This is a genomic window from Massilia sp. ZL223 (assembly GCF_018119395.1).
Taxonomy (GTDB): domain Bacteria; phylum Pseudomonadota; class Gammaproteobacteria; order Burkholderiales; family Burkholderiaceae_D; genus Telluria.
Genome location: NZ_JAGPWD010000005.1, coordinates 150,656 through 163,112 on the forward strand (window position 1 = coordinate 150,656; position 12,457 = coordinate 163,112).

10 protein-coding genes are annotated in these 12,457 nt (G+C 68.8%); 8 read left to right on the forward strand and 2 right to left on the reverse strand.

Translation table 11 applies throughout. The features are described from left to right. Nucleotides 1-89: 89 nt before the first annotated feature. The 3 genes from KBW95_RS05785 to KBW95_RS05795 all read left to right on the forward strand — a co-directional run bounded on the left by KBW95_RS05785 (nucleotide 90) and on the right by KBW95_RS05795 (nucleotide 3,816). A complete protein-coding gene (locus KBW95_RS05785) occupies nucleotides 90-689 on the forward strand; it encodes an MEDS domain-containing protein (protein ID WP_211523177.1) in 600 nt (199 codons plus the stop codon). Between the two features lie 4 nt (nucleotides 690-693). Then, the gene (locus KBW95_RS05790) at nucleotides 694-2,523 is read left to right on the forward strand and encodes a bifunctional diguanylate cyclase/phosphodiesterase (RefSeq protein ID WP_211523176.1); all 1,830 of its coding nucleotides are present in this window, start codon (nucleotides 694-696) and stop codon (nucleotides 2,521-2,523) included. Between the two features lie 138 nt (nucleotides 2,524-2,661). Then, on the forward strand, nucleotides 2,662-3,816 hold the full coding sequence (locus KBW95_RS05795; RefSeq protein ID WP_211527704.1) for an RDD family protein: 1,155 nt from the start codon (nucleotides 2,662-2,664) through the stop codon (nucleotides 3,814-3,816). Here the strand turns inward: KBW95_RS05795 and KBW95_RS05800 are convergent. After that, the gene (locus tag KBW95_RS05800; RefSeq protein ID WP_373888757.1) at nucleotides 3,813-4,799 is read right to left on the reverse strand and encodes an AraC family transcriptional regulator ligand-binding domain-containing protein; all 987 of its coding nucleotides are present in this window, start codon (nucleotides 4,797-4,799) and stop codon (nucleotides 3,813-3,815) included. The two genes, KBW95_RS05795 and KBW95_RS05800, sit on opposite strands and share 4 nt — an antisense overlap. Before the next feature lie 168 nt (nucleotides 4,800-4,967). On the opposite strand from KBW95_RS05800, the gene KBW95_RS05805 reads away from it, so the two are divergent. From KBW95_RS05805 to KBW95_RS05815, 3 genes are read left to right on the forward strand one after another with little or no spacing between them, the layout of a single operon-like run. After that, nucleotides 4,968-6,563: an FAD-binding oxidoreductase gene (locus KBW95_RS05805; RefSeq protein ID WP_211527706.1), complete on the forward strand. Its 1,596-nt coding sequence runs from the start codon at nucleotides 4,968-4,970 to the stop codon at nucleotides 6,561-6,563. Further along, nucleotides 6,560-8,170 carry a glycerol-3-phosphate dehydrogenase/oxidase gene (locus KBW95_RS05810; protein ID WP_211527707.1) on the forward strand — a complete coding sequence of 537 codons (1,611 nt, stop codon included), beginning with the start codon at nucleotides 6,560-6,562 and terminating at the stop codon, nucleotides 8,168-8,170. The genes KBW95_RS05805 and KBW95_RS05810 overlap by 4 nt, the downstream gene beginning before the upstream one ends. Continuing rightward, nucleotides 8,155-9,717, forward strand: a complete 1,563-nt coding sequence (locus tag KBW95_RS05815; protein WP_211523171.1) for an FGGY-family carbohydrate kinase — start codon at nucleotides 8,155-8,157, stop codon at nucleotides 9,715-9,717. Before KBW95_RS05810 ends, KBW95_RS05815 begins: the two co-directional genes overlap by 16 nt. A gap of 4 nt (nucleotides 9,718-9,721) precedes the next feature. Here KBW95_RS05815 and KBW95_RS05820 read toward each other — a convergent pair whose 3' ends face one another. Next, nucleotides 9,722-10,438, reverse strand: a complete 717-nt coding sequence (locus tag KBW95_RS05820) for a flagellar brake protein (protein WP_211523170.1) — start codon at nucleotides 10,436-10,438, stop codon at nucleotides 9,722-9,724. Nucleotides 10,439-10,590: 152 nt separating this feature from the next. On the opposite strand from KBW95_RS05820, the gene KBW95_RS05825 reads away from it, so the two are divergent. Both KBW95_RS05825 and KBW95_RS05830 read left to right on the forward strand, forming a co-directional pair. Then, entirely contained in the window at nucleotides 10,591-11,697 is a 1,107-nt protein-coding gene (locus tag KBW95_RS05825) for a sensor histidine kinase (protein ID WP_211523169.1), read from the forward strand. A gap of 4 nt (nucleotides 11,698-11,701) precedes the next feature. After that, on the forward strand, nucleotides 11,702-12,454 hold the full coding sequence (locus KBW95_RS05830; protein WP_211523168.1) for a LytTR family DNA-binding domain-containing protein: 753 nt from the start codon (nucleotides 11,702-11,704) through the stop codon (nucleotides 12,452-12,454). The last annotated feature ends 3 nt before the right edge of the window (nucleotides 12,455-12,457 follow it).

The following is a 12,457-nucleotide window of genomic DNA, read 5'->3' on the forward strand; positions in this document are numbered from 1 at the left end:
GCGTATTGGCAGCGGGAAAGTAACCGCCCGCCGGCCTGCAGGTGTGCTAGCCTAGCCATGCATCGATACCGGATCCACAGGGAGCACCCATGGGAGATTCAGGACGGCATGTATGCCTCGGATTCACGGATGAGCCCTATCCGGAAGGGGCGCATCTCTGCTACCTCTACAACAGCGACGAGGAGCGCCGCCAGATCCTGCCGCTGTACGCGCGCGAGGCCCTGGCCGGGGGCGAAGGATTCAATTACGTGGCCGATGTGCCGAGCCAGGCGGACTTGCCGCGGGTGCTGGAACGGCTCGACCTTGCCTTTGCCCTGCGCGAACGGCCGGGCCAGGCGGAAGCCGTCATTTCGGCAGAAGGATATTTTCCGGATGGCCGCTTCGATCCCGACGACATGATCGCCCGGCTGCGCGAGGCCTACGTGCAATCCCAGGCCAACGGCCTGTCCGGCGCCCGCTTCGCCGGGGAGATGACCTGGGCCCTGCGCGGCATACCGGGCGCCGACCGCATCCTCGAGGCCGAGTCGCGCATCAATGAGCTGATCAAGGAGGCGCCGATGACCATCATGTGCCAGTACGACCTGAACCAGTTCGACGGCAGCCTGATATTCGACGTCCTGAACGTGCATCCGCTCGTCATCATCGGCGGCCACGTGCTGCGCAATCCCTTCTACCAGCGCTACGGGTAGACCGATGAGCACCGTCGAACAGCCGGAAACGGCAGCGCCGGAAGCCACTGTGCTGGGGCGCCTGCTCGTGATCCAGCAGGCGATCGACGCGATGCCGGACGAAAGCCATATCGCCAGTTTCGTCTCGCGCGCCTTGTCGACCTTGCCGGGCGTGGATGAGGCCTGGGTCGACCTCGAGGGTAGCCCGGTTGCGCCGAGCGCACGGATGGCGGCATTGAAGCAGCGTTGCGAACGCGAGATTTCACCGGTTCCGGTACTGAATTTCATGCGCCATCTCGGGTCCGGCGTGCAATGCTTTCCCATCGATGCGCCGGCGCGGCGGCTCGGCTGGCTGCTGCTCACGGTACACGACGAGGACGCGCTGCGGCCCTACGTCGCTTTCCTGGGCAATATCGCCGGCACGATGGCAAGAATTCTGTTGGGACGTCACTACCAGGCGCGCCTGGCCCAGGCCAACGAGGAACTGCGCGAGGCCCGCGACGGCCTGGAGCAGCGCGTGGCCGAGCGCACGCGCGAACTCGAATACCGGGCCACCCATGACCAGCTCACCGGCCTGGCGAACCGTGCGCTGCTGGTCGACCGCCTGCAGGCCGCGATCGGCAATGCGCAGCGCGAGGGGCGCCTGATCGCCGTCGTCTATCTCGACCTCGACAGCTTTACCTTCCTGAACACCGGCCTGGGCAATGCGCTCGGCGACGATTTCCTGCGCGAGACCGCCAGGCGGCTGCGGCGCCTGGTGCGCGACGGCGACACGGTCGCCCGCATCGGCTCCGACGAATTCGTGATCCTGCTTACCGGCCTCGACAGTGTCGAGCGCAGCAGCGTGCGCCTGAGCGCGATGCTGGCGGCCGTGCGCGAGCCGGTGCCGCTGGCGGGCAAGGAAACGGTGGTCACCTGCAGCATCGGGGCGGCGGTCTATCCGCTCGATGGAGAGGAGGGGGAGCTGCTGCTACGCCGCGCAAACTCAGCGATGCTGCGCGCCAAGAATTCCGGGAAGGACAGCATCCAGCTGTATGCAAGCACGCGGGATGCGGCGGTCGCCGAACGCATGGAACTGGAAACCGAGCTGCGCCGGGCCATTCCCGCCGGCGAGCTGGTCGCGCACTACCAGCCCAAGCTCGACCTGGCGACCGGCGAGCTTTCCGGCGCGGAGGCCCTGGTGCGCTGGAATCACCCCAGGCTGGGATTGCTTGCGCCGTCGCGCTTCATCCCCATCGCCGAGGATTCGGCCCTGATCGCCGCGCTGGGAGAGCGCGTGCTGCTGCAAGCCTGCCTGCAGGCCAGGATCTGGCAGGAGGCCGGCCTGGGCAACAAGACCGTGGCGGTGAACCTGGCCGCGCGCCAGCTGCGCGACGACAGCATCATCGCGACGGTCGGGCAGGCGCTGCATTCGACCGGCCTGATGCCGTCCATGCTGGAACTGGAGATCACCGAGAGTTCGATCGTGCACGACATCGGCCACGCGACCTATCTCCTGCATCAGCTGAAAGACCTGGGCGTGGCCATCTCGATCGACGACTTCGGCACCGGCTATTCCAGTCTCAGCACCCTGCGCAACTTCCCCGTGGATAAGCTGAAGATCGACCGCTCCTTCATCCACGAGATCGATACCGTCCCCAGCGCCGCGGCTGTCGTGCTGGCGGTGATTTCCTTCGCCAGGACCCTGGGGATGCGGGTCATCGCGGAAGGCGTGGAAACCGCCGACCAGGCGGCCTTCCTGCACCGCCATGGATGCGACGAGATCCAGGGCTACCTGGTGTCTCATCCGCTTCCGCCCGAGCAGCTCATGCTGCGGCTGCGCGAAGCGACGCCGATGCCGTGGGCGGCGCCGTGACCATCGGTGAGAATTGACCCCATCCCAGTCGATATACTGTTCCGCGCATCCGTTTCGCATGGCCCGGCCTGACGCCGCGCGCCGGCGAACGCGGCGACGAAGCGGCCGTATGCCGCACATAAGACGACTGGGGAAAACATGAAGGAATCGTGGTGCAAGGACGGCGGGGCTGGGAAGGTCCCGGTGACGCAGGCGGCATGGACGCCGGTCGGTGTGCAGGAAGAGTTCGCCAGTGTCGGCGCTGGCGGACAGGACGCTGTCTCGGCTCGAGCCGTGCTCGATTATCCGATGGCCACGCCCTGGAAGCGTTGGTGCGCGCGGCTGTTCGACTTGTGGTGGGAAAACGCCGTCATCGGCATTGTCGCCGTCTATGTGCTTTCCTGGATCTGGCCGGCGTTCCTGATCTGGATCGAGTCGACCTTCGCGAGCAAGCTGTTCGACATCGCCTGCCTTCCGCTGGCCTTGGTGCTGGACGCAGCCGTGCATGCGCTTGCCGGCAACACGCCGGGCAAGGCGATCCTCGGGCTGCGGGTTGGCCTGGTCGACGGACGCCGGCTCAGCTTCGTCCAGCACCTTCGGCGCAACCTGGGTGTATGGGTCAGCGGCCTCGGTTTCGCGATTCCGCTGGTCTGTCTGTTCACCATGGGACGCCAGCATGGCCGGCTGAACGAGGGACAGCCGGCCAGCTATGACGGCGAACGATACCGCGTGCGCGCCAAGCCGATAGGATGGGGCAGGCGCGCCGCATTCGGCGCCGTCTTCATTCTCCTGTTCGCCGCCTTGACGGGCGCGGAGATCGCCGACCGGGTCGAGAGCAGGAAAACCGCGGCGCGGCTGAAGGGGCCATCCTTCAGCTGGACCAATCCGGCGACCGGCCGCAGCGCGAGCGTCTCGCCGCATTGGGAACATACCGAGCAAACCAGCGAGGATGGACTGGTGCTGCACCAGTTCACCCAGCACAGCGACCACGCCGTGGTGATCATCGCGCCCGAAGACAGTGGCGGCATGAGCCTGCCGCAGTATGCCGGCGAATTCACGCGCAGCCGTTCAGCCGACTGGCGGATGCGGGAAGGCTTCCTGGAAGACTTCCGTGGACAAGCGTCGTGGACCGCCATCGGCGAGCAGGACGACGGCAAACTGCGCCTTCAGGTGCGACTGGTGCAAAAGGGAGGCACGGTCTGGCGGGTGGTGGTAGTGCAGTCGGCGCCGATGGAGCATACCGACGAACTGGTGAACGAGTTGACCGGCAAGCTGTGGGATACAGTCGTCCCGGGCCAGGATCAGGCGCCTTAGAGCGCCTGCTCGCGCCAACTGCTGGGATTCATCCCGCTCCACTCGCGGAAGGCGTGCGTGAACGCGCTTTGTTCCTGGAAGCCGAGCAGGAAAGCGATATCCACCAGGCTCAGCTCGCGCTGGCGCAGGTAATCCCGGGCCAGCGTGTAGCGCGCCCCGTCCAGCACCTGCTGGAAGCTCGATCCCGCCTCGGCCAGCTTGCGCTGCAGGGTGCGCACCGACATGCCGAGATCCTCCGCCACCACCGCCAGGCGCACGCCGTTGTTGGGCAGCCGCCGCAGTACCGCGGCGCGTACCTGTTCCACCACGCCGCCGCCTTGCGCACGCTCGCCGAGCAGGCGCTCCGCGTGCTGGCGAAGCAGCGGATACAGGCTGACGTCGGCGTTCGGCACCGGCAGGGACAGGATCGCCGCATCGAAATGGGCCGCGTTGGAGGGCGCGCCGAACTCTGGCGCCACGCCCAGGATGCGCCGGTACTCGCCAAGACTGGCATTGCTCTCGTGCGCGAATGCGACGCGCGAGGGCGTCAGCGGCCGCCCGGCCAGCCAGCTCCCGAACACGCGGATGCCCGCGAACACGCTTTCCACCAGGTGCCGGCTGGCTTGCGGATAGTGGCTATCCCAGCCGTAGACCGCGTCCGCGCCATTCACCGTCACGCGCGTGCGCCCCAGGTCGTGGGCCAGCTGCTCGTAGCGCCGCGTCTGCGAAAGCGCCTGGCCGAAATCGCTGCAGGCCAGCAGCATCATGCCGTAGGCGCTGAAGGTGCCCGGCCTGACCTTTTCCCCGACGTGCAGGCCGAAATGCGGATCGTTGGCCAGGCGCGCGCCGGCGTCGAGCAGGGCGATGTAGTGGCGCGCGGGCAGGGTCTCGGGAAGCACGCCGAGCAGGCTTGGCGCGAGTCCGGCCCCGGCGGCCAGCTCCTCGGCGCCGACCTGGTGCTCGGCCGCGGTTTCCAGCAAGGGCTGGAGATAGGCGCCGGTCACCCGTCCGCTATCGGGCGGGGGCGCAGTGGCACGGGCGGCACGGGGGCGCGCTGGCGTCTTGGAACAAGGCTTTGTCATGAAAGCACAATACGGAGACGGACTTCGGTCTTAAGCTTGCACCATTGAGCTGGCAAGAATGGCAACAACGAGTATAACGGGAAAACAAGCATGCGGCGCTGGAATGGTTGGGGTGAAGAGTCGATAGAAATGGAGCTGGGCGCGGAGGCGCGCGCCTTCCTGGCGCAGCGCGTCGGCAAGGGTACGCCCCCAAGCGACGCCAGCTTCGAGCAGGCCTGCGCGGCGCTGCCGCCGGGACGCCTGCCTGCCCATCCCCTGATCGACGCGAGTGCGCCCACCCGCGTCCTGCACGCGCTCGGACAGAGCCTGCCGGACTGGCTGCGCCTGCGCCACGGGCGCATCGGCAAGGCGCCGGACGGGGTGGCGTTTCCGGAATCCGCCGAGCAGGTGCGCGAGCTGCTGGACTTCGCCGCGCTCTGCCGCGCCGACGTGATTCCCTATGGCGGCGGCACCAGCGTCGCCGGCCACCTGGAAGTGGGGGAGGCGACGCGCCCGGTCCTGAGCATCGACATGCGCCGCATGCGCGCCCTGGTCTCGCTCGACCGCGAGGCCCAGCTGGCCAGCTTCTGCGCCGGCGTGGCCGGGCCGGACCTGGAAGCCCAGCTGCGCGCCCACGGCTACACGCTCGGGCACTTCCCGCAATCCTTCGAATACTCGACCCTGGGCGGCTGGGTCGCCACCCGCTCTTCGGGCCAGCAATCGCTGCGCTACGGGCGCATCGAACAGCTGTTCGCGGGCGGCCGGGTGGAGACGCCGGTCGGCACGCTCGAAATCCCGACATTTCCCGCTTCCGCCGCCGGAATCGACCTGCGCGAGATGGTGCTGGGATCGGAGGGCCGGCTCGGCATCCTGACCCACGCCACGGTGCGCGTCAGTCCCTTGCCGGAGCACGAAGCCTTCCATGCGGTCTTCTTCCCGGACTGGACCCAGTCCGTGGCGGCGGTGCGCGGCATCGCGCAGGCGCGCCTGCCGCTGTCGATGCTGCGCCTGTCGAACGGTCTTGAAACCGCCACCATGCTCACGCTCGCAGGCCATCCGCGCCAGGTCGGAATCATGGAGCGCTACCTGCGCTGGCGCGGCTGCGGCGAGGGCAAGTGCATGATGCTGGTCGGCGTCAGCGGCGCGCGCAGGCAGTGCAGGCAGGCGCTGGACGCGGCACTGGCGCTGGCGCGCGTGCGTGGCGGGGTGCACATGGGACGGATGCTGGGCGAACGCTGGCGCCGCAACCGCTTCCGCAGCGTCTACCTGCGCAATGCGGCCTGGGCCCACGGCTATGCCATCGACACGGTGGAGACGGCGCTCGACTGGCCGCGCGTCACCCCGGCGATGGAGGCGATCGAGCAGGCGGCGGCGCATGCGCTCGAACCCTTCGGCGAAAAGGTGCACGCCTACACCCATTTGTCGCACCTGTATCCGCAGGGCGCCAGCGTGTACTCGACCTTCGTGTTCCGCCTGGACGGCGACTATGGCGTGAACCTGGCGCGCTGGCGCCAGCTCAAGGACCGCGTCTCCGACGCCATCGTGGCCAACGGCGGCACCATCAGCCACCAGCATGGCGTGGGCACGGACCACGCGCCCTGGCTGGCGGCGGAGAAGGGCGAACTGGGACTGAGCGCGATGGCGACCCTGTTCCGTCACTTCGACCCGGACCGCCGCATGAACCCCGGCAAGCTGGTGAACCGGTGAGCGCCCCAATTCTCGACGCTCGCACGCTGGCGGCGCGCGAGTGGGACCTGCTCGTGGTCGGCGGCGGCATCACCGGCGCCGGCATCCTGCTCGAGGCGGCGCGCCGCGGCCTGCGCGCGCTGCTGGTGGAGCAGCGCGACTTCGCCTGGGGCACCTCGAGCCGCTCGTCCAAGCTGGTGCACGGCGGCCTGCGCTACCTGGCCGAGGGCCAGCTGCGCCTCACGCGCGAATCGGTGCGCGAGCGCGAGGCCCTGCTGCGCGAAGCGCCCGGACTGGTCGAGCCCCAGGGTTTCGCCTTCGCCGACCACGGCGCGGGCTGGGCGCAGCGCCTGGGCTTCCTGGCCGTGCTGCGCGTCTACGACCGCCTGGCCGGCCGCCGTGAGCCGCACTGGGAAAGCGCCGACGGCTTCGCCATGCTGGCGCCGAACGTCAGGCGCGAGGGACTGTTGGGCGGCGTGCGCTACACCGACGCCAAGACCGACGATGCGCGCCTGGTGCTGCGCGTCCTGGACGAGGCTCGCTCCCATGGTGCGGCGGCGCTCAACTACGTCGCGGTGCGCGGCCTGGTGCGCGAAGGCGCCCGCGTCATGGGCGCGCGGCTGCTGGACGAGCGCAGCGGCCAGGAGCACGCCGTGCGCGCCAGGGTGGTGGTCAATGCCTCCGGCGCCTGGGCAGGCGCGCTGGCCGGCGCGTTGACCGGGAACGGCGCCGGCCCGCGCCTGCGTCCCCTTCGCGGCAGCCACCTGATCCTGCCTTCGTGGCGCCTGCCGCTGGCGCAAGCCGTCAGCCTGCGGCATCCCGAGGACCGCAGGCCGGTGTTCGCCTTTCCCTGGGAAGGCGCCACCCTGGTGGGCACCACCGACGTCGACCACGGAGAAGGGCTGCACCTGGAAGCGCGCATCACGCGCGCCGAATTCGATTACCTGATGGCGGCGCTGCGGGCGGCGTTCCCGCAGCTGTCCTTGCACGACGAGGACGTGATCGCGACCTACGCCGGCGTGCGGCCGGTGATCGACGGCGGCAGCCACGGCGCGCCGTCGAAGGAAAAGCGCGAGCACGTGGTGTGGTCGGAGCCAGGCCTGGTGTCGGTCACCGGCGGCAAGCTGACCACCTTCCGCGCCATCGCCCTCGATACCCTGCGCCACGCGCTGCCCCAGCTGCCCGGCTGGCGGCCCGACCTGGCGCCGCAGCCCGTGTTCGCGCCGGTCCCGCTGCCGGTGAGCCGCCTGCTTCCGGCCGGCGTGCTGCGGCGCCTGGCCGGGCGCTACGGCGCGTCTGCCCAGGACCTGGTCGACGCCGCCGGCGAGGGCGAACTGGACCCGATTCCCGGCACCTGCACGCTGTGGGCGGAGCTGCGCTGGGCTGCCCGCGCCGAGCAGGTGCGCGCGCTGGGCGACCTGCTGCTGCGCCGCACCCGGCTCGGCATCCTGCTGCCCAAGGGCGGGGCCGCCCACCTCGAGCGCGTCCGCGCCATCTGCCAGCCGGAGCTCGGGTGGAGCGACGACGAATGGCTGGCGGAACAGGCCGCCTACATGGCATCATGGCGCGAGTGCCACGGCATCCCTGCCGCATCTTCATCACCAGAACATCGATGCCTGACCCGCTGATCCTCGCCATCGACAATGGCACCCAGAGCGTGCGCGCGCTCCTGTTCGACCTGCGCGGCGATATCGTCGCCAAGTCGCAGGTCCACCTGCAAGCCTATTTCTCCACCCATCCCGGCTGGGCCGAGCACGACGCCGACGGCTACTGGCAGGCGGTGTGCCAGGCCTGCCGCCAGCTGTGGGACATGCCCGGCGCGGACCGCGCACGCGTGGCCGGCGTGGCCGTGACGACCCAGCGCGGCACCGTGGTCAACCTGGACCGGGAAGGGCGGCCGCTGCGCCCCGCGATCACCTGGCTCGACCAGCGCCGCACCGAACAGGTGCCGCCCATCGGTCCCTTGTGGCGCACCGCCTTCAAGCTGGCGCGGGTGGCCGACACCATCGATTACTTTCGCGGCGAAGCCGAGATCAACTGGATCGCCGCCCACCAGCCCGAGGTCTGGCAGGCGACCGACAAGTTCCTGCTGCTGTCGGGCTGGCTGAACTACCGCCTGTGCGGGCGCTTCGTCGATTCGTCCGGTTCCCAGGTGGCTTACCTGCCTTTCGACTACAAGCGCCGGCGCTGGGCCGCGGCGCGCGACTGGAAGTGGCAGGCGCTGGCCGTCGCGCCGCACATGCTGCCGGAGCTGGCCGAGCCGGGCACGCGCATCGGCAGCGTCACGGCCGCCGCCGCGCAGGAGACGGGTATTCCCGAAGGCCTGCCGCTGCTGGCCGCCGCCGCCGACAAGGCCTGCGAGGTAATTGGCGCGGGCTGCCGCGAGCCGCACGTGGGCTGCCTGAGTTACGGCACCACCGCCACCATCAACACGACGAGCTCGCGCTATGTCGAGGTGACGCCCTTCGTGCCGCCGTATCCGGCCGCGATTCCCGGCGCCTACAGCACCGAGGTGCAGGTCTTCCGCGGCTACTGGATGGTCAACTGGTTCAAGGAGCAGTTCGGCCACCACGAGCAGGCGCGCGCCCTGCAGGAGGATGTGGCGCCGGAGCGGCTGTTCGACGAGCTGGCCAACGCCGTGCCGCCCGGCTCGATGGGCCTGATGCTGCAGCCCTACTGGACGCCCGGCATCCGCGTGCCGGGCAGGGAAGCGAAGGGCGCCATCATCGGCTTCGGCGACGTGCACACCCGCGCCCACGTCTACCGCGCCATCCTCGAAGGACTGGCGTATGCGCTGCGCGAAGGGAAGGAACGCATCGAAAAGCGCAGCGGGACGCCCATCACCGAGCTGCGCGTCTCGGGCGGCGGCTCGCAGAGCGACGCGGCGATGCAGCTCACGGCCGACATCTTCGGCCTGCCGACCTCGCGCCCGCACGTCTACGAGACCTCCGGCCTGGGGGCGGCCATCGATGCGGCGGTGGGACTGGGACTGCATCCGGATTTCACCAGAGCCGTGAACGCGATGACGCGAGTCGGCCGGGTGTTCGAACCGATTCCGGAGAACCGCGCGATCTACGAGCGGCTGTACCGGGAAGTCTATGTGAAGATGTATCGACGCCTGCAGCCGATGTACCGCGACATCGCGCGGATCACGGGCTATCCGCGCCAGGCTTGAGCGATCAGACGATCTTCATCCGGTCGGCCAGCAGGGCCTCGTAGGTCATGTTCTGCAGCATGGTGAAATGCACGGGATCGAGGTCCAGGAACTGCACGCCGTAGCTGTAGATCTCGCCCCGGCTCGCGGCCGACTTGTCGATCGTCACGTTGCGCACGATGGCCATGGTGTCGATCCGGGTCTCCTGGTTGGCGGCCGGGATCGCGATCGTGAACTGCATGCCGACCACTTCCTCGCCGTGCGGGAAGGGCAGGGGCGAATCGACCCTGGCGCCCGTGACCGAGACATTCGTGAGCGTGCAATCGATGGGGGCGGCGGCGGGCTGCGTCGTGCTCCTGACGCGCGCCGGCAGCTCGGTCTTGACGCGCATGGCGCCGCGCAGGCTGGTGCCCTGGATCGAGGTCGGGAAGGACAGGTGCACATAGAGCAGCGGACGTCCGAACACGCGTTCGACCGTACAGGCGAAGGAGCAGACGTTGACGCCGGAGAAAACGCGCACCGTGACCCTTTCGCCTTCGATCAGGCCGATGGGCGTTCCATTTTCGATCGGAATCTTGACGATGATGTACTCGTCCTTTACATAGCCGATCAGCGTCGAGAAGTGGGAAATCGGTTTGACGCTGCGATGCGTCACCACCTGCAGGCGTACGCCGACCTGCAGGTTGAGAGTCTCGAACTGGAATTCCTGGGACTTGAGTTCCTGGGTCGCTGCGCCGGTCATGTCTTTACAGAGAGCAAGTGTTGCAAAAAAGAAATTGCGGCCATGATAACACCGCTTGCATATGCATGGTGCACGCATTCGGGACGAATCCGCCGCTTGACGGGACGAGGGACGGCGGATGGCCGGCATTGCGCTGCTATACTCCGCGCACCATGAACCAAGCTCTTCCACGCGCGCCTCTTCCTCCGGTCGGCAAGACGATCGCGTGCGCCGTGCTCGTGTGGACGGCGATCAGCGCGCTCGGCGCCCTCCAGACCTTCAGCGACAACCTGCGTGCGGGCATGGACAGCCATTATCCCGCGCTGCTGGTCACCTGGTTCATCGAATACGCGGTGCCGCTGATCGTCCTGAGCGCGGGCCTGAGCATCGCCCTGGCGCGCTGGCCGGTCCTGGTGGCGCGCCCGCGCCAGGTGGTCGCCCTGTTCGTCGGCCTGATGGCGGTATTCCAGCCGCTGCAATGGATCTACATGGCCTGGCTGCGCGGCTACCTGCCCATCGCGACCCTGGAGGAAGCCAGGCAGCTGCTGATGAAGATGCTGCTGGTCGGCTGGTTTTCGACCACCGCCACCTTCGCCGCCATCCTGGCGATCCATTACTGGCGCCACGCCATGGAGCGCGAGCTGGCCTGGCAGCGCTCGCAGACCGATATGCTCAACCTGCGCCTGGCGCTGGAGGAGCAGCGCATGCAGGCGCTGCGCGCCCAGTTCGAGCCGCACTTCCTGTTCAATGCGCTGAGCGCGATCAGCGCGCTGGTCCGCGCCAACGACAAAGCATTGGCGCTGGGCGGCATCTGCCGCCTGAGCGACCTGCTGCGCTACGCGCTGTCGGCCAGTGCGCGCAATACCGCCACCGTGGCCGAGGAACTGCAGTTCGTCGAGGACTACCTTGGCCTGCAGCGCCTGCGCTACGAAGACCGGCTGCAGGTGAGCATCGAGGGCGCCGGCGGCTACCTGCACGAAGTCACCTGTCCACCCCTGATCCTCCAGCCGCTGCTCGAAAATGCGCTGCGCCACGACCTCGATTGCCGGGAAGGCCAGGGCGACATCCGCGTGCGCTTCGCGCGCGAGGACGGCGCGCTGTCGATCCGCGTGACCAATCCCGCCAGCGGCCAGGCCTCGCCGAACCGCGGCGCGGGCCTGGGCCTGGCCAACACGCGCGACCGGCTGCGCCTGATGCACCCGGCGGCATCGCTGGCGGCAGGGCTGTACGAAGGCCTGTTCGTGGCCGAGATCCGCCTGCCGCTGGCCGGGCAGGACTAGCGCGATGCCGGTGCGTTACCTGATCGTCGACGACGAAGCGCGCAGCCGCACCAACCTGCGCCTCGCGCTGCTGGATGCCTGCGACTGGGAGCTGGCGGCCGAGTGCGACAGCGCCGCCGGCGCGCGCGGCGCCATGCAGCTTCACGAGGTCGACGTCGTTTTCCTCGACATCCAGATGCCGGGCGAATCGGGGCTGGCGCTGGCGCGCGAGATCGCCGCCCGGCCCACGCCGCCCCTCGTCATCTTCGTGACCGCCTACAGCGAACACGCCATCGACGCCTTCGAGGTGTTCGCGCTCGACTACCTGCTCAAGCCGGTGGGCGACGCGCGCCTGGCGCAGGCGGTGGAGCGGGCCAGGGCCATGCTCGGGCAGCGCCAGCGCGACAGCTACGGCGCGGCCCTGCGCGACTACGCCGATGCCGATGCAGCGCAGCGCATGGACCACGTGAACGTGCGCTCGGTGGGCTCGATCGAACAGATCCGCTTTGCCGAGATCCTGTGGATGCAGGCGGCCAGCAACTACGTCGAGCTGCACCTCGAGGCGCGCACGGTGCTGCACCGGATCACGCTCAACCGCCTGGAGGCGCTGCTGCCGCCCGCGGACTACCTGCGCGTGCATCGCAGCACCATCGTCCGGCGCGACCAGATCGCGCGCCTGGCGACCAGCGGCGACGGCGCCTGGCGGCTGGGCTTGCGCTGCGGCGCCGAGGTGGCGGTCAGCGAACGCTATCTTCCCGCCCTCAAGTCGGCCATGTGACGA

What these genes read in the sequence shown, in the direction of transcription:
- KBW95_RS05805 (WP_211527706.1), top strand. Translation starts at nt 4,968, where the DNA reads ATGCGGCGCTGGAATGGTTGGGGTGAAGAGTCGATAGAAATGGAGCTG.
- KBW95_RS05825 (WP_211523169.1), top strand. Translation starts at nt 10,591, where the DNA reads ATGAACCAAGCTCTTCCACGCGCGCCTCTTCCTCCGGTCGGCAAGACG.
- KBW95_RS05790 (WP_211523176.1), top strand. Translation starts at nt 694, where the DNA reads ATGAGCACCGTCGAACAGCCGGAAACGGCAGCGCCGGAAGCCACTGTG.
- KBW95_RS05795 (WP_211527704.1), top strand. Translation starts at nt 2,662, where the DNA reads ATGAAGGAATCGTGGTGCAAGGACGGCGGGGCTGGGAAGGTCCCGGTG.
- KBW95_RS05785 (WP_211523177.1), top strand. Translation starts at nt 90, where the DNA reads ATGGGAGATTCAGGACGGCATGTATGCCTCGGATTCACGGATGAGCCC.
- KBW95_RS05820 (WP_211523170.1), bottom strand. Translation starts at nt 10,438, where the DNA reads ATGACCGGCGCAGCGACCCAGGAACTCAAGTCCCAGGAATTCCAGTTC.
- KBW95_RS05830 (WP_211523168.1), top strand. Translation starts at nt 11,702, where the DNA reads ATGCCGGTGCGTTACCTGATCGTCGACGACGAAGCGCGCAGCCGCACC.
- KBW95_RS05815 (WP_211523171.1), top strand. Translation starts at nt 8,155, where the DNA reads ATGCCTGACCCGCTGATCCTCGCCATCGACAATGGCACCCAGAGCGTG.